The 16,726-nt window shown below is 66.5% G+C and carries 15 protein-coding genes and 1 pseudogene; 4 read left to right on the forward strand and 12 right to left on the reverse strand.

The window, feature by feature from the left end; genetic code table 11:
* The 3 genes and pseudogenes from QO207_RS20285 to QO207_RS20295 form a co-directional block, all read left to right on the forward strand.
* The coding region (locus QO207_RS20285) for a type VI secretion system baseplate subunit TssG (RefSeq protein WP_301534115.1) at positions 1-307 on the forward strand (307 nt) is incomplete at its 5' end.
* Positions 300-2,991 (forward strand): annotated as a pseudogene (gene tssH, locus QO207_RS20290) (type VI secretion system ATPase TssH). The gene QO207_RS20285 and the pseudogene tssH, both read left to right, overlap by 8 nt.
* Positions 2,992-3,056: 65 nt before the next feature.
* A complete protein-coding gene (locus QO207_RS20295; protein ID WP_301534116.1) occupies positions 3,057-5,003 on the forward strand; it encodes a type VI secretion system Vgr family protein in 1,947 nt (648 codons plus the stop codon).
* 94 nt (positions 5,004-5,097) lie between these two features.
* Here QO207_RS20295 and QO207_RS20300 read toward each other — a convergent pair whose 3' ends face one another.
* The 12 genes from QO207_RS20300 to QO207_RS20355 all read right to left on the reverse strand — a co-directional run bounded on the left by QO207_RS20300 (position 5,098) and on the right by QO207_RS20355 (position 15,230).
* Positions 5,098-5,361, reverse strand: coding sequence for a hypothetical protein (locus QO207_RS20300; RefSeq protein WP_301534117.1), 264 nt, complete (start codon positions 5,359-5,361; stop codon positions 5,098-5,100).
* Between the two features lie 20 nt (positions 5,362-5,381).
* Positions 5,382-5,906: a hypothetical protein gene (locus QO207_RS20305; RefSeq protein ID WP_301534118.1), complete on the reverse strand. Its 525-nt coding sequence runs from the start codon at positions 5,904-5,906 to the stop codon at positions 5,382-5,384.
* Positions 5,903-7,207 carry a PAAR domain-containing protein gene (locus QO207_RS20310; protein WP_301534119.1) on the reverse strand — a complete coding sequence of 435 codons (1,305 nt, stop codon included), beginning with the start codon at positions 7,205-7,207 and terminating at the stop codon, positions 5,903-5,905. The genes QO207_RS20305 and QO207_RS20310 overlap by 4 nt, the downstream gene beginning before the upstream one ends.
* A 41-nt stretch (positions 7,208-7,248) precedes the next feature.
* The gene (locus QO207_RS20315; RefSeq protein WP_301534120.1) at positions 7,249-7,533 is read right to left on the reverse strand and encodes an immunity protein Tsi6 family protein; all 285 of its coding nucleotides are present in this window, start codon (positions 7,531-7,533) and stop codon (positions 7,249-7,251) included.
* Positions 7,530-8,849, reverse strand: coding sequence for a polymorphic toxin type 46 domain-containing protein (locus tag QO207_RS20320; RefSeq protein ID WP_301534121.1), 1,320 nt, complete (start codon positions 8,847-8,849; stop codon positions 7,530-7,532). Before QO207_RS20320 ends, QO207_RS20315 begins: the two co-directional genes overlap by 4 nt.
* A gap of 17 nt (positions 8,850-8,866) precedes the next feature.
* Positions 8,867-9,301, reverse strand: a complete 435-nt coding sequence (locus QO207_RS20325) for a DUF1795 domain-containing protein (RefSeq protein ID WP_301534122.1) — start codon at positions 9,299-9,301, stop codon at positions 8,867-8,869.
* A 154-nt stretch (positions 9,302-9,455) separates the two neighbouring features.
* Positions 9,456-10,544, reverse strand: coding sequence for a LacI family DNA-binding transcriptional regulator (locus QO207_RS20330; protein ID WP_301534123.1), 1,089 nt, complete (start codon positions 10,542-10,544; stop codon positions 9,456-9,458).
* A 164-nt stretch (positions 10,545-10,708) separates the two neighbouring features.
* Positions 10,709-11,809, reverse strand: a complete 1,101-nt coding sequence (locus QO207_RS20335) for an ABC transporter ATP-binding protein (RefSeq protein ID WP_301534124.1) — start codon at positions 11,807-11,809, stop codon at positions 10,709-10,711.
* Positions 11,810-11,815: 6 nt separating this feature from the next.
* Complete coding sequence (locus QO207_RS20340; RefSeq protein ID WP_301534125.1) at positions 11,816-12,691, reverse strand: carbohydrate ABC transporter permease; 876 nt, start codon at positions 12,689-12,691, stop codon at positions 11,816-11,818.
* Complete coding sequence (locus QO207_RS20345; RefSeq protein ID WP_301534126.1) at positions 12,681-13,643, reverse strand: carbohydrate ABC transporter permease; 963 nt, start codon at positions 13,641-13,643, stop codon at positions 12,681-12,683. Before QO207_RS20345 ends, QO207_RS20340 begins: the two co-directional genes overlap by 11 nt.
* Positions 13,644-13,648: 5 nt before the next feature.
* Positions 13,649-14,941 carry an ABC transporter substrate-binding protein gene (locus QO207_RS20350; RefSeq protein WP_301534127.1) on the reverse strand — a complete coding sequence of 431 codons (1,293 nt, stop codon included), beginning with the start codon at positions 14,939-14,941 and terminating at the stop codon, positions 13,649-13,651.
* Positions 14,942-15,077: 136 nt separating this feature from the next.
* Positions 15,078-15,230: a hypothetical protein gene (locus tag QO207_RS20355; RefSeq protein ID WP_253446422.1), complete on the reverse strand. Its 153-nt coding sequence runs from the start codon at positions 15,228-15,230 to the stop codon at positions 15,078-15,080.
* An 805-nt stretch (positions 15,231-16,035) separates the two neighbouring features.
* Between QO207_RS20355 and QO207_RS20360 the strand changes: the two genes are divergently transcribed.
* Positions 16,036-16,701, forward strand: a complete 666-nt coding sequence (locus tag QO207_RS20360; protein WP_253446425.1) for a ThuA domain-containing protein — start codon at positions 16,036-16,038, stop codon at positions 16,699-16,701.
* Positions 16,702-16,726 lie beyond the last annotated feature (25 nt).

Consider the following 16,726-nt stretch of genomic DNA (forward strand, 5'->3'; position numbering starts at 1 on the left):
CTGCTTCGGCATCTGCCTCGGCCCGCTGAGCCTTGAGCAGTACCAGGCAATGCTGCCCGACGGCCAGGCGTTCGCCGAACTGGTGGCCTGGGTCGGCGAGTACCTGGGCGAGGAACTGGACTGGCAGCTGAACCTGCAACTGCGCCGCGAGGAAACCCCCGCGCTGCGCCTGGATCATGGGCTGCGCCTGGGCTACACGACCTGGCTGGGCCGCCCCGAACACGACCCGAAGGACCTGGTGCTGTCCCGGCACCACGCCGCGCCGAGCGCGCCGGCACCACAGACAAGGAGCACATCCCATGGGTGAAATCAGTCGCGCCGCGCTGTTCGGCAAACTCAACCCCACCGCCTACAAGGCCATCGAAGCTGCCACCGTATTCTGCAAGCTGCGCGGCAACCCCTACGTGGAACTGGTGCACTGGCTGCACCAGTTGCTGCAGTTGCCCGACTCCGACCTGCACCGCGTGGTGCGCCAGTTCAGCCTGGAGCCGGCACGCCTGGCCCGCGACCTGACCGAGGCGCTGGACCGCCTGCCGCGCGGCTCGACCTCGATCACCGACCTCTCCGCCCACGTCGAGGAAGCCGTGGAGCGCGGCTGGGTCTACGGCAGCCTGATGTTCGGCCAGAGCCAGGTGCGCAGCGGTTTCCTGGTCATCGGCATCCTCAAGACACCGAGCCTGCGGCATGCCCTGCTGGCGCTGTCGAAGGAGTTCGAGAAGGTCAAGGTGGAGACCCTCACCGAGCGCTTCGACGAGTACATGGGCGACTCGCCGGAAAACGGCCAGGCCGCCAGCGACGGCTTCAATGCCTGCGCTACGCCAGGCGAAGCCAGCGGCGCCATGGCGCCCAGCGCGATGGGCAAGCTGGAGGCGCTCAAGCGCTTCACTGTCGACCTCACCGAGCAGGCGCGCAAGGGCGAGATGGACCCCATCGTCGGCCGTGACGAAGAGATTCGCCAGCTGGTGGACATCCTCATGCGCCGCCGGCAGAACAACCCGATCCTCACCGGCGAGGCCGGCGTCGGCAAGACCGCGGTGGTCGAAGGCTTCGCCCTGCGCATCGTCGCCGGCGACGTGCCGCCGGCGCTGAAGGACGTCGAGCTGCGCGCGCTGGACGTTGGCCTGCTGCAGGCCGGCGCGAGCATGAAGGGCGAGTTCGAGCAGCGCCTGCGCCAGGTGATCGAGGACGTCCAGGCGTCGCCCAAGCCGATCATCCTGTTCATCGACGAAGCCCACACCCTGGTCGGCGCCGGTGGCGCGGCCGGCACCGGCGATGCCGCCAACCTGCTCAAGCCGGCCCTGGCGCGCGGCGCCCTGCGCACCGTGGCGGCGACCACCTGGGCCGAGTACAAGAAGCATATCGAGAAGGACCCGGCACTGACCCGCCGCTTCCAGGTGGTGCAGGTGCCCGAGCCGTCCGAGGACAAGGCGCTGCTGATGATGCGCGGCGTCGCCTCGACCATGGAGCGCCACCACCAGGTGCAGATTCTCGACGAGGCGCTGGAAGCCTCGGTGAAGCTGTCGCACCGCTACATCCCGGCACGCCAGCTGCCGGACAAATCGGTGAGCCTGCTGGACACCGCCTGCGCCCGCGTCGCCATCAGCCTGCACGCGGTGCCGGCGGAAGTGGACGACAGCCGTCGACGCATCCAGGCGCTGGAAACCGAACTGGAAATCATCGCCCGCGAACACGCCATCGGCATCGAGGTCGGTGCCCGCCGTGCCAACAGCGAAGCCCTGCTGGCCGCCGAGCGCGAGCGCCTGACCAGCCTGGAAGCCCGCTGGAGCGAAGAGAAGGCGCTGGTCGACGAACTGCTCGCCACCCGCGCCCAGCTGCGCGAACAGGCCGGCGCGGTGGACAGCGAAAGCGCCGGTGCCGACAACCACGCCCTGCGCGCCCAGTTGCTCGACCTGCAACAGCGCCTCGGCGACCTGCAGGGCGAAACACCGCTGATCCTGCCGACCGTGGACTACCAGGCGGTGGCCTCGGTGGTCGCCGACTGGACCGGCATCCCGGTCGGNCCCGGTCGGGCGCATGGCGCGCAACGAGATCGAGACCGTGCTCAACCTCGACAGCCACCTGGCCAAGCGCATCATCGGCCAGGACCACGCGCTGGGGATGATCGCCAAGCGCATCCAGACCTCCCGCGCCGGGCTCGACAACCCGAGCAAGCCGATCGGCGTGTTCATGCTCGCCGGTACCTCCGGGGTGGGCAAGACCGAGACCGCCCTGGCCCTGGCCGAGGCGCTGTACGGCGGCGAGCAGAACCTCATCACCATCAACATGAGCGAGTTCCAGGAAGCCCACACCGTCTCCACCCTCAAGGGCGCCCCGCCCGGCTACGTCGGCTATGGCGAGGGCGGCGTGCTGACCGAGGCGGTGCGTCGCCGGCCGTACAGCGTGGTGCTGCTGGACGAGGTGGAGAAAGCCCACCCGGACGTCCATGAAATCTTCTTCCAGGTATTCGACAAGGGCGTGATGGAGGACGGCGAAGGCCGCCTGATCGACTTCAAGAACACCCTGATCCTGCTCACCACCAACGCCGGCACCGAGCTGATCGCCCGCCAGTGCGCCAACCCCGCCGCGCTGCCAGCGCCGGACGACATCGCCCGCGACCTGCGCCAGCCGCTGCTGGAAATCTTCCCGCCGGCGCTGCTCGGCCGGCTGGTGACCATCCCCTACTACCCGCTCAGCGACAGCATGCTCAAGGCCATCACCCGCCTGCAGATGGAGCGCATCCGCAAGCGCGTGGAAGGCACCCACAAGGTGGCGTTCGAGTACGACGACGCGGTGATCGACCTGGTGGTCTCGCGCTGCACCCAGACCGAGAGCGGCGGCCGCATGATCGACGCCATCCTCACCAACAGCCTGCTGCCGGACATGAGCCGCGAGTTCCTCACCCGCCTGCTCGAAGGCAAGGCGCTGGCCTCGGTGCGCATCGGCGTGGAAAACAACGAGCTGGCCTACCACTTCGCCGACGCGGCGGCGTGACCCAGCGCTGACGCCGGGGCCGTGCGCCCCGGCGATCCTAGGAACAGGACACACCGGACCCCGCCATGCAGTTCACCCAGTTCACCCAGCTTTCCCGTTTCGCCCAGGTCACCAGCCCGCTGGGCCCGGATGCGCTGCTGCTACGCGACTTCTCCGGCAGCGATGAGCTGGGCCGGCTGTTCGAGTACGACCTGCAGCTGGTCTCCAGCGACGCCAACCTCGATTTCAACCAGTTGCTGGGCAAGCCGCTGAGCCTTTCGCTGCAGTTGCCCGAAGGCGGCCAGCGGCACTTCCACGGGCTGGTGGCGCGTTGCGGGCAGAGTATCGACGTCGGCCAGTTCGCCGCCTACCAGGTGACGTTGCGGCCCTGGCTGTGGCTGCTCAGCCGCACCTCCGACTGCCGCATCTTCCAGCACCAGAGCGTGCCGCAGATCATCAAGCAGGTGTTCCGCGACCTCGGCTTCTCCGACTTCGAGGACGCCCTGAGCCGCAGCTACCGCGAGTGGGAATACTGCGTGCAGTACCGCGAGAGCAGCCTGGACTTCGTCAGCCGGCTGATGGAGAAGGAAGGCATCTACTACTACTTCCGCCACGAGAAGGACCGCCACGTGCTGGTGCTGGCCGACGCCTACGGCGCGCACCGTACCCCGCCCGGCTATGCCCAGGTGCCCTACTACCCGCCGGACGGCCAGCACCGCGAGCGCGACCACCTCAACGACTGGCGCCTGGCGCACCAGGTGCAGCCTGGCTCGCTGGAGCTCAACGACTACGACTTCCAGCGCCCCTCCGCGCGCATCGACGTGCGCTCGGCACAGCCGCGCCCGCACAGCGCCGGCGACTACCCGCTGTACGACTACCCCGGCGCCTACGTGCAGAGCGAGCATGGCGAGCAGTACGCGCGCAACCGCATCGACGCCCTGCAGAGCCTGCACGAGCGCATCGAGTTCAGCGGCAATGCGCGCGGCCTGTCCAGCGGTGACCTGTTCAGCCTCACCGGCTTCGCCCGCGCCGACCAGAACCGCGAATACCTGATCGTCGGCGCCAGCTACCGGGTCACCCAGGAATCACTGGAAACCGGCGGCGGCGGTGGCGGCCAGTACCTGTGCAGCCTCACCTGCACCGACGCGCAGCAGACCTTCCGCCCGCTTGAAGCGACCCGCAAGCCCAGCGTGCAGGGCCCGCAGACCGCCCGCGTGGTCGGCCCCAGCGGCGAGGAAATCTTCACCGACCAGTTCGGCCGGGTGAAGGTGCACTTCCACTGGGACCGCCACGACCAGTCCAACGAGAACAGCTCCTGCTGGATTCGCGTGTCCCAGGCCTGGGCCGGCAAGAACTGGGGCAGCATGCAGATTCCGCGCATCGGCCAGGAGGTGATCGTCAGCTTCCTCGAAGGCGACCCGGACCAGCCGATCATCACCGGGCGCGTCTACAACGCCGAGCAGGCGGTGCCCTACGACCTGCCCGCCAACGCCACCCAGAGCGGCATGAAGAGCCGTTCGAGCAAGGGCGGCACCCCGGCCAACTTCAACGAAATCCGCATGGAGGACAAGAAAGGCGCCGAGCAGCTGTACATCCACGCCGAGCGCAACCAGGACATAGTCGTCGAGGTGGACGAGAGCCACAGCGTCGGCCACGACCGCACCAAGAGCATCGGCAACAATGAGAACGTGCGCATCGGCCAGCACCGTTCGCGGGCGGTCAAGCAGAACGACAGCCTGCTGGTGGGCGGCATGAAGAGCGACAAGGTGAGCATCCAGTACCTGATCGAGGCCGGCGCGCAGATTCGCCTGGTCTGCGGCCTCAGCGTGCTGGAGTTCAACGCCGACGGGCGCATCAACATATCCGGCAGCGCCTTCAACATCTACGCCAGCGGCAACGGCAACATCGACACCGGCGGCCGCCTCGACCTCAACTCCGGCGGCGCCAGCGCGGTGGACGGCAAGGGCCAGGGCAACCAGGGCAGCATCAACGGCGAAGTGCAGAGCGCCTTCCCGCCGCCGCCCAAGGCCTGATCCGTTGCTGCAAAGCTGGCGCGCGCCCTGCCCCGGGCGCGCGCCGGCTTGGCAGGGGTAGATCAGGGCGCGGGGAAGCCGCCCGGCGTGCGGATCAGAGCGCCGTGCCTCGGTCAGGCCCCGGTGCCATGAGCAGCAGATGGTCCATCTCACGCCGCCGACAGCGTTCGACGAAGCCCAGCGCGAGACTCATGTCCTGCTGCCAGGCGTCGAAATCGGCTCGCTCGATCGCGTAGTACTCCTCGTTGTCCACCCGCCGGTTGCTCACCGGGATGGACAGGTAGCAGCGCCCGCTGACTTCTTCACGGCCGATGCTGAAGCGATGCTCGCGGCTCCAGCACCGGTCGTTGAATTTCATCGTCGCAGCCCCGTGGCGGCTCAGGGGTTGTCCGGCACGAAGTCCGGGCCGCCGAGCCGGTCACGCAGGTGGATCGAGGTGCGCAGCAGCGGTCCCCACAGGCCGTTGTCACTGTTCCAGCTGGCACCGGCCCAGCGCGTGTCGGCCAGCAGATCGGCCTTGCGCTCCTGGGTCAGCTGCTTGAGCTGCGCGGCCACGCCGCCGAGGTCGACCTCGAACAGCCCGGCATAGCGCCCCGTGGGTTCCGCGTGCTGCTTCGAAAGGCAGTAGCGGTAGTACCAGACCCAGCGATGGGCGAGGTAGATTGCGCGGTTGCGGTCGGGATAGCTGGCCAGCAGTTTCATCAGCGCAGCGACGAAACGCGGCGCGAAGCCGGGGTCCTGCTGCCACTGCGGCACCACCAGTTCGTCGAACGCCTGGGCGACGTTCTGCGGCTCGGGGTTGTCGGTCTGCGCCTCGACGAAATAGAACGGTTCGCCGGCCAGGAAGCGGTCCAGTTCGTCGTTGGCCAGCGCCAGGGACAGGACGTCGTCGGGTGTCGTCATGGAATTCTCGTCACATCTTGGGTGGAGGACAGTATGCCGAGGTCGTTACCGTGGGCAATCGGTACGTTGTCCAGCACGGCTTCGCGGTTGCCGCCGGGATAGGTCACGCCGCCGGGGCGCCACAGCGAGTTGGCGCCGCCCTCGTTGCCGCTGGGCATGATCACCTTGGGGTTGTCGACGTTGACCCGGTAGATGTCCTTGCCGACCAGGTCGCCCTTCTTGTAGCCCAGCGCATCCTCCAGCACCGCCACGTCGCCGGTCTCGCGGTACTTGGCGACCACCGCGTCCATGTCGGAACGGGCCATGACGAACTTCTTCGGGTTGAAGGTGGTGTACATCGGGTCGGCGATATCGCCGGGGGTGAACAGGAAGGAACCGCCCTCCTTCTCGAACACCTTGAGGTGCTGCTTGACGTAGGAGTCCTTCAGGTAGTCCGTGGCCGGCGGCCGCTTGCCGTGGGGCAACGCCAGGATGTCGTTCTCCGTGACGCCGGGCTTGAAGGCGTTCTGGCGCATTTCCCAGGCCGTCGGTTTACGGCCCAGGCGCGCCATCTTCGGGCTGAAGCCGAGCAACGCCATGCCGGCCACGCCCTGCAGCAGGTCGCGGTAGCCGGGGCCAAGGCGATCGCCGAGCTGGCCGAGCAGCTCCATGCCACCCATGATCAGTCCGCCGACCACCACGAAGGTGCCCAGCGCTGCCAGTCCAGCCATGGCGGCCAGCACCAGGCCGCCGAGCGCGGCGACTATGCCCAGCGCCTCCAACCCGGTGTGCAGCCATTCCTCCAGGTCGAGCACGAAGGCGACGCGCTCGGTGGGGCCCCCGATGAAAGTGTCCTGGCTGCCGGTCTTGATGTGCGCGCCGCAGACCATCTTGCTGTGCAGCCGCGCAGCGGGCTTGCCGTTGATGTAGACGGTGGCGCTGCCCTCGGCGATCAGCACCGGGAACGGCCACCAGGGATGGTTCAGCGGCAGGCCGGTGCAATCCTCGGAAACATCGTCGCCCGCGCGCATGGCGTTGCGGTCGTTCACGTAGACATTGAAGCTGCCGCGTATGAGCACCCCCGTGGTGGGCTCGGGCAACTCGAAGATGGTGGTCAGGCCCTTGACGATCTGGAACATCGACAGGCCGCCGGCGGCGATGGAACCGGCGATGATCACCGCCGCCAGGCCACCCGTTGCAGCGGTTGCAGCGACCACCGCAGCACCGATCAGCGCACCGGCCACCGCGCCGGCAACCATCGCGGCAACGCCGAAGCCGTGGGCGATCTCATCGCCCAGGCGGGCGGCAGCTTGTGCATCCATGCAAGCTTTCCTTCCGGTGGATCAGGTGGCCGGCTGGCGACTCATGGCAGGTCGACCTTCAAGCCACGCGCGGTGCGTATGGCCACGTAAAAAGCATCCTTGAGCGCGCGGGCCAGCGGCGGATCGGTCTCGTCGAATTCCTTGACGGCAATGGCGCCCAGGGTCAGCCGATGCAGTGGCGCACGGTCCAGGCTGCGGTCCAGCAGCACGGCGCGCACGTATTCCAGTTGCTCCTGTGCCGAGAGCAGCACGTCGAAACCGGGGAAGCGCTGCAGGCGGTCGGCCACCAGGGCCAGGGCATGGTCGATGTATTGGATTGGCGTCATGGTGGTGTCAGCCCGAACGAGCCCTTTTCATTGGAGAACAGTTGGGTGGCGCCGCCCTTGGCCGGGAAGTTCTGGCCCTTGACCGACCAGAAGTCCGTCGTCGGCGCCGCTGTGCTGCGCAGCACCTCGACCTTCTGGGTGGTCTTGTAGGCATTGAGCACCTTGGGTTCGATGGTGTTCGCCGCTCGGTTGGTGCCCATCGGGTTGATCCCGAGTTCAGTGGGTTGCACGCGCGGCGTGAGTGTATACCAGTTGCCCTGCGGGGCTCCGGGGGACTGGTACTGCCAGAGGTTCTTGCTCGACGACACCGTTTCGACCGTTACCGGGTGATTGAAGTCCAGGCCGTTCATGTACGACTCGGCATCGCTTTGTGAGATGCCCTTGGACTTGAAGAAGTTCATCGCGGTTTCCTGGTTGCCGCGGTAGTTGATGTCGCGGTTGAGGTCGCCGCTGCGGCCGAACTTGTCGTTCAGGTAAGCACGCCGCTCAGCCTGAGCGGCACGCCGCGCCGCGGCGGCCTCGGCAGCTTCGGCGGCGGCCTTCTCTGCCGCGCTCATGCGCGCCATCTTCGGCCCTATGCCCAGCAGCGCCATGCCGGCCACGCCCTGCAGCAGGTCGCGGTAGCCGGGGCCGAGGCGGTCGCCGAGCTGGCCGAGCAGCTCCATGCCGCCCATGATCATGCCGCCGACAGCGAGGAAGGTCCCCAGCGCCGCCCCGCCCGCCAGCGCCGCCAGCACCAGGCCGCCCAGCGCGGCTGCGATGCCGAGGGCTTCCAGGCCGGTGTGCAGCCACTCTTCCAGGTCGAGGACGAAGGCCACGCGCTCGGTGGGGCCACCGATGAAGGTGTCCTTGCTGCCGGTCTTGATATGCGCGCCGCAGACCATCTTGCTGTGCAGCCGCGCAGCGGGCTTGCCGTTGATGTAGACGGTGGCGCTGCCCTCCGCGATCAGCACCGGGAACGGCCACCAGGGATGGTTCAGCGGCAGGCCGCTGCAATCCTCGGAGACATCGTCACCGGCACGCATGGCGTTGCGGTCATTCACGTAGACGTTGAGGCTGCCCCTTATGAGCACCCCGGTCGTGGGCTCGGGCAATTCGAAGATGGTGGTCAGGCCCTTGACGATCTGGAACATCGACAGGCCGCCGGCGGCAATCGCGCCGGCCATGATCACCAGCGCCACGCCACCGGTAGCGGCGGTCGCGGCGATGACCGCGGCGCCGATCAGGGCACCGGCCACCGCGCCGGCAACCATTGCGGCGACACCAAAGCCGTGGGCGATCTCGTCACCCAGGCGAGCTGCAGCTTGCGCATCCATGCGTCTTGCCTCGGGGGTCAGGCCTTGGCGGGTACCGGCACCAGGCTCTGCATCGCCTGCTTCCAGCCCGCCTCGTGGTGCGGCAGGTCGGAGGGCGTGGTGGTCAGGGTGGTGATCAGCACCGCCGGACGGCGCTCGATGAACACCTGGCGCAGCATCAGGTCACGGCCTTCGCGCTGCCACTGGTAGTCCAGCATCACCGCCGCGTGGCCGTGGATGTTGAAGTCCCAGCGCTTGTGCAGCTTGAAGCCGGGCAACTGCTTCTCGGCGTTCTGCAACTGCGTGTCAACATAGGCGGAGAACGGCGCATCGCCCTGGCTGCCATCGCGGCTGACGACGAAACTGGCTTCGCGGGCCGGGCCGTTGGCGGGGAGCTTGAAGATGTTGATGCTCTGGTCCTGCCAGGCATCTGGGATATCGAGGTCGGCTTCGTTGAGTCGATAGAGCGACAAGGTGTAACCCCTTCCGTAGGATTCTGCTTAGGCACTTGAAGAAAAATCTTCAAGGAATGAACCCGAACAATCAAGGATTGCATTGTGCCAGCGTGGACGCGCGCACAACCTTCGGGGTGCTTTCCACTCCCCTGGGACGCTCAAGCCAGGCCTCTCAGCCGATTTCCTTCGGCGCAGCCGTCGAGCTGCGGACGATCAGCTTGGTCGGGTATATCTTCACCTTCGGTGGCAGCGCGCGGGACTCCGGCGACTGCAGCATGTCGGTGAGGAAGCGCGCCGCGCACTCGCCCTTCTCCAGCAGCGACTGGCGGATGGTGGTCAGGCCCTTCTCCGCAGCCTCGGGGATATCGTCGAAACCCACCAGCGAAACATCGCCGGGCACGGCAACGTCCAGGGTCTGCGCCGCCGCCAGGCAGGACAGCGCCATGACGTCCGAGCAGGCGATCACCGCGGTCACTTCCTGCTTGCGCAGCAGGGTCTCGGCGGCAGCCTTGCCGACCACCGTATCGAAGCCGCCGGCCTCGATCACGTGCAGGTCCTCGAAGCGCAGCCCGACAGTGGCCGCCTCTTCCAGGTAGCCGGTCAGGCGCTCGCGGACGATCATCTCGGTGGAGCGGTTGTAGCGGCGCTCGTCGACCATGCCGCGGTAGCCGTCGGGCTTGAGGCGCTCCAGCAGGATGCCGATGCGCCGGTGGCCCAGGCCGAGCACGTGGCGCATCTGCTCACGTGCGGCGCCACGGTCGTCGATGCCGACATAGGGCACGCCCTCGATGCGCGGCGAGTCGACCACCACGAAGGGAATCTTGCGCTTGAGCAGGAACTGGATGGTCGGGTGGTCGTCCGGCAGGGTCGAGATGATCAGTCCGTCCACCAGCCCGCGCACCGCCATGTGCACGTCGCCGCCCTGGCCGTCCTCCTCCAGGCGCCGGCTGTTCATCGGGAACAGCGTCAGGGCGACGTTGGACAGTTCGTTGATGTTGCTGATGCCGCGCAGCAGCGCGGTGGCCCAGGGGTCATCTATGGCATAGGACAGCTGGTCCATGACGATCAGCCCGATGGCGCCGATGCGCCCCGAGCGCAGGCTGCGCGCGCGCAGGTTGGGGCCCGGATAGCCCAGCTCCTCGGCGACCGCGAAGATGTGCTCGCGCTGCGCCGCCGAGACCTTCGGCGAGCCGCTGTAGGCGTAGGAAACCGCAGGCTGGGAAACGCCCGCGGCGCGCGCCACGTCCTTCATGGAAATCATCGGAAGCACCTCTGCAGATGACGCGGGCGAGCGTGCCCGAGGCAGGAAAAAGGGCCTGGTCCGGCGCCGACAAAATTGCCGGACCGAGGCCCCGCCCGCGCACCGTTGCCGGCGCCCGGACGTAACGACGGACGTCTCGATGAGGCGCCCTGCTCGCGCGCGCCCTACTGGATGCGCTTCTCGCTGTCGCGATCGAACAGCACCACCTTCTCCATGTTCACGCTCAGGCAGGCGCTACGACCGGACTGCACGCTGCGCGGCTCCAGGCGGGCGATCACCTCGGTGCCACCAAGGGTAAAGAAGGCCAGGGTGTCCGGCCCGGTCGGCTCGATTACCTCGACGTCCACGTCGAAAGCGCCGGGCTGCCCCGCGGTCACGCTGCGGAAGGTTTCCGGACGGATGCCCACCAGCACATCGCGGCCGGAATACTGGCGCGCGGTCTCGTCGGAGATGCGCACGTCACCCAGGCTCACCGAGCTGCCGTCCGGCTTGCGGAACAGCAACTGCGGGCCACGGTCGGTCAGGCGAAAGCTGGCCGGGATGATGTTCATCGCCGGCGAGCCGACGAAGCGCGCCACGTACACCGAGGCCGGCGTGTCGTAGATGGTCTCTGGGTCGGCCAGTTGTTGCACGTAGCCGTCCTTCATCACCGCGACCTTGGTGGCCATGGTCATGGCTTCGATCTGGTCGTGGGTCACGTAGACGATGGTGGTGCCCAGGCGCTGGTGCAGCTTCTTGATCTCGGTGCGCATGTCCACCCGCAACTTGGCGTCGAGGTTGGACAGCGGCTCGTCGAACAGGAACAGCTTGGGGTTGCGCACCAGGGCGCGGCCCATGGCCACGCGCTGGCGCTGGCCGCCGGAGAGCTGCGAGGGCTTGCGCTCCAGCAGCGGCTCGATCTGCAGCAGCGCCGCGACCCGCTTGACCGCCTCGGCGCGCTCGGCGGCCGGGACCTTGCGGATCTTCATGCCGAACTCGATGTTCTCGCGCACGCTCATGGTCGGGTACAGCGCATAGGACTGGAACACCATGGCGATGTCGCGATCCCTGGGCGACAGCTCGTTGACCCGCTGGCCGGCGATACGGATTTCCCCGGCGCTGATGTCGTCGAGCCCGGCGATCAGGTTGAGCAGCGTGGACTTGCCGCAGCCCGAGGGGCCGAGCAGCACCAGGAAGTCGCCTGGTTCGATGGCGATGTCCACCCGTTTGAGGATATCGAGGTCGCCGTAGCTCTTGCTTACGCCGTCGATCTGAAGAGTTGCCATAGTTCTTTACCCCTTGACTGCGCCAGCGGTCAGGCCACGCACGAAGTAGCGACCCGCCAGGATGTAGACGACCAGAGTTGGAATGCCGGCGACCATGGCGGCGGCCATGTCGACGTTGTACTGCTTGCGGCCGGCAGTGACGTTGACGATGTTGTTCAGCGCCACCGTGATCGGTGTGTTGGAGCCGGAGGTGAAGGAGACGCCGAAGAGGAAGTCGTTCCAGATCTGGGTGAACTGCCAGATGCAGGAGACCACGATGATCGGGATCGAGGCCGGCAGCATGATGCTCCAGAAGATGCGGAAGAACCCCGCCCCGTCCACCAGTGCGGCGCGCGTCAGATCGCCCGGCAGGCCGACGAAGTAGTTGCGGAAGAACAGCGTGGTGAAGCTGATGCCGTAGACCGTGTGGACCAGGATCAGGCCCTTGATCGAGCCGGCCAGGCCGAGGTAGCCCAGCGACTGCGCAATTGGCAGCAGCACCGCCTGGAACGGCAGGAAGCAGCCGAACAGCAGCAGGCCGAAGAGCACGTTGGCGCCCTTGAACTCCCACTTGGTCAGGGTATAGCCGTTCAACGCGCCGATCAGCGTCGACAGCGCCACCGCCGGCACCACCATGAGGATCGAGTTGAGGAAGTAGCCACGCAGCCCGACGCACTCGGTACCGATGCACGCGCTGGACCACGCCTTGTCCCAGGCCTCGAAGGTGATGTGCTGCGGCAGGCCGATGAAGGAGCCATTGTAGATCTCGTCGAGGTCCTTCACCGAGGTGACGATCATCACCCACAGCGGCATCAGGTAGACCAGCGCCACCAGCACCAGCGCCAGGTAGATGAACAGGCGACCGCCCAGGTAACGGGAGAAGCCTTGCAGGTCAGTGTTCATCGCGGCGGCCTCGCAGTTCCGAATAGAGGTAGGGCACGATGATCGCGGCGACGGTCATCAGCATCATCATCGCGCTCGCCGCGCCCACGCCCAGCTGGTTGCGGCGGAAGCTGGCGGCGAACATGAAGGTCGAGGGCAGTTCGGTGGAGCCGCCGGGGCCGGCATTGGTCAGCGCCAGGACCAGGTCGAAGCTCTTGATCGCGATGTGGCTGAGCAGCACCACGACGCTGAGGAAGGCCGGACGCAGCATCGGCACGATGATCCGCCAGTAGATCTGCGGCAGGCTCGCGCCCTCGATCTGCGCGGCCTTGATGATCGAGTTGTCGATACCCCGCAGCCCCGCCAGGAACACCGCCATGGCGAACCCCGAGGACTGCCAGATACCGGCGATCACCACCGTGTAGATGGCGTAGTGCGGGTCGACGATCCAGTTGAAGACGAAGCTGTCCCAGCCCAGGTCGTTGACCACCTTCTGGATGCCCAGTCCCGGATTGAGAATCCATTTCCAGGCAGTACCGGTGACGATGAACGACAGCGCCATCGGGTACAGGTAGATCGCCCGCAAGGCACCCTCCGCCCTCACCCGCTGGTCCAGCAGGATAGCCAGCAGCAGGCCGATCAGCACCGCGCCGATCAGGAACAGGCTGCTGAAGACGAACAGGTTGACCACCGCGGTGTGCCAGCGCTCGGTCGCCCAGAGGCGCACGTACTGCTCCAGGCCGACGAAGTCGTAGATGGGCACCACCTTGGACGAGGACAGGGAAATCCACGCCGTCCAGGCGATGAAGACGTAGACCGCGATCAGTACCACGAAGGTACTGGGGGCCAGGACCAGCTTCGGCAGGTGCCGGGCCAGCCAGCGCCGTGCGCCGGAGGGCGGAGTGGAGCGGCCGACTTCGGCCACTCCCGCTTCGACCAGGGCGCCAGGCGACTTCAGGGAAGTATCTTGCATGACGATCACCGCGCGTTATCGATGCCCTGGACCAGCATGTTCACCGCATCCTGCGAACTCATGTCGGTCACGAAGAACTTGCTCGCCACATCCTGGAACACGTTGGCGAACTCGGCCTGGCTGGCAAACCCGTGGGTCATGGCGCCGACCAGTGCGCCCGACTTCAGGGCAGTGGCGCGATCCTCGGCAGCCTTGATGCCGCAGCTGTCGTAGTCGGAGATATCGACATCGGTGCGCGCCGGGATCGAGCCCTTGATCAGGCTGAAGTCGTGCTGGGTCTTCTTGTCCATGGTCACATCGGCCAGCATCACCTGGGCCTTCTGCACACCCGGATCCTTGACCTTGAACATGCCGAAGGTGTCCATCACGAACTGGAAGGAAATCTCCTTGCCAGGCGTCTCCAGGCAGAGGAAGTCGCTACCCGGCTTCATGCCCTTGGCGAGGAACTCGCCCTTGGCCCAGTCGCCCATGAACTGCATGGCCGCCTTGCCGTTGATCACCATGCCGGTGGCCACCGCCCAGTCGCGGCCAGGGAAGTTGTTGTCGGCCAGGCCACGCACCTGGCGCAGGGTGTCGAACACCTTGACCATCTGCGGGCTGCCGAGGGCGTCCTTGTCCAGGTCAATGGCGGTCTTCTTGTAGAAGTCGGCGCCGTAGAGGTCGATCAGGATCGCGTCGAAGACGATGCCGATCTGCCACGGCTCATCGCTGATCGCCAGCGGCACGTAGCCGGCGGCGCGCAGCTTGTCGCCCATGCCGATCAGCTCGTCCCAGGTGTGCGGCGGCTTCACGCCGGCCTTCTCGAAGGCTTTGGCGTTGGCCCACAGCCAGTTCTGCCGGTGGGTGTTGACCGGCACCGCCTTCCACTCGCCGCCCTGCTTGAGGAACGGTTTGAGCGGATCGGGTACCGCGGCATCCCACTGGTTGGCCTTGGCCTCCTGATCGAGGCTGGCGAGCATGCCCTGCTCGGCCCAGATCATCCCTTCATGCCCGAGGGACTGCATGGCGGCCGGCGGATCGCCCGCAGTCACCCGCGCCCGCAGCGCCTGCTGGGCATTGCTGCCGCTCATGCCGCCAACCGCCGAATCGACCCAGGTCACGCCCTTGGCGGCGAGGTTCTGCTTGATCACCGTGACCGCCTTCACTTCGCTGTCGGACACCCAGGAGTGCAGTACCTCCAGACGCTGTTCGGCCATCGCGGCAGAAGCGCCCAGCGCCGCGCCGAGCACGGCGATGCAGGCGCAGAGCCTGCCGGGATTGACGGGGCCACGCCCCTTCTCTGGCTTGTGTGTTTTCACCTGTGTTGCTCCTGTCTTGTAGGTTTTGGATGAAGCGATGAAACGACCAGGTACGGGCTCGCCGGGGCCCTGGATGGCCCTGTCGAGCGTCGATTCGGCCGGCTGACCGGCAGTGTTGGAGTGCGAAACGGAAGGGCTAGAGCCGCAGCCGCAGGTTGCAGCTGGACGAGGCCGGCGCCACGGCGCTGGCCTGCGTGATGGCCCGCACGATGACAAGAACGGCCCGCAGGCCGCTGGACGCCCTTCCCTCGATGATCGAGCCCGCCAGCGGGCCAGAATTCGTGTTCATGGGTGGGGTACCTCGCTCGTGTCTTGTTTTCGAGTTATTCGTATAACTCATTTCTTTCGAAGCTATCACCACCGCCTGGCTTGTCAATGGGCTTCTTTCACAGGGTCGTTTTTAGGAAATCGGCGCGATGACCAAATGGTCAGAATTTCCGTAGAGCATCGGCACCGTCTCTCAGATATCACCCACAAGCCGCATTATCAGTGGCTCTAGCGACATATCCAAAAGCGACAGAATGCGCTTCGAGCGCGTCGAAGACTCATCTTTCAGCCACCGAATGCGGCCTGGAAGCCGCGCCGCAGACTTGGCGTCGCCCTGGTCGACGCCTGGTATTGACAAGACTTCTGCCGGTGGTAATGTGAAATTAAGGTTATACGTATAACCCCTAGCCGATTACGCCACGCCAAAAACAAGATCGAGGTGAAACCATGGCCAGCTCCCTTCATGACCCGTGCGGCTCTACCCCGCATGCCGGCCAGTCCAGCTCGCAACCCGCGGCCTCCCGGCACGCCCTTGCGGGTCACTTCTTCGTCTTCCTGCCCGATGCCGCTGCGCTCTCCGCTTGTCCGGAGGTGATCGCGCCGATGCACAACGCCGCGCTCTGCGCGGTCAGGGCGCAGGCGGGCATCTCGATATCAGGCCAAGGCGGCTCCCGCGTTGCGGCGGCCTGAGCACAGCCCCAGAACCCTCACGACAGCCCCAACCAGAACAACCCACCAGCGCGAGACCGCCTGCGCTCCGGGCACTCCCCTGCCCGGAACCCGTCGCCGGCTTCCCGCAAAAACAGCAACACCGGAGGTAACCAACCGTGACCCGTGTCCTTTACCTGTATGGCGGCTGGCCCGGCCATTTCCCCTACGAGATCGCCGCCTGGGCCCGCGAGCTGTTCGCCGAGCTCGACTTCCAGGTCGAGGAATCGACCGACATCTTCACCCTCGACCGCGACCTCACCGGCTACGACCTGATCGTCATCGGCTGGAACAACGCGGTGACCACCGAGACCCTCACCGCCGCCCAGGAAAACCGCCTGCTCGAAGCCATCGAGAGCGGCACCGGCCTGGCCGCCTGGCACGGCGCCGGGGCGGCCTTCCGCGCCAGCCTGAAGTACCACTTCGTGCTCGGCGGCTCGTTCCTCGAGCACCCCGCCGGCGAGGGCTACCCGCATCCGTACATGGTCAATTTCATCGACCGCGAGCACGAGGTGACCCAGGGCGTGGAGGACTTCGAGGTGCGCTCCGAGCAGTACTACATGCAGGTCGACCCGAACCTCCACGTGCTGGCGGAAACCACCTTCGACGGCAACCCCATGCCCTGGCTCAAGGGCCATCGCAGCCCGGTCGCCTGGGTCCGCAACTGGGGCGAGGGGCGCGTCTTCTACCACTCCATCGGCCACGACACGAGCAACCTCGCCGACCCGAACATTCGCCGCCTGACCAAGCAGGGCCTGGCCTGGGCCGCGCGCAAGCCCGCCTGAGCCGCCACCAACCACCCGAAGGAGC

Source organism: Pseudomonas sp. CAN1, from assembly GCF_030462585.1.
Classification (GTDB): domain Bacteria; phylum Pseudomonadota; class Gammaproteobacteria; order Pseudomonadales; family Pseudomonadaceae; genus Pseudomonas.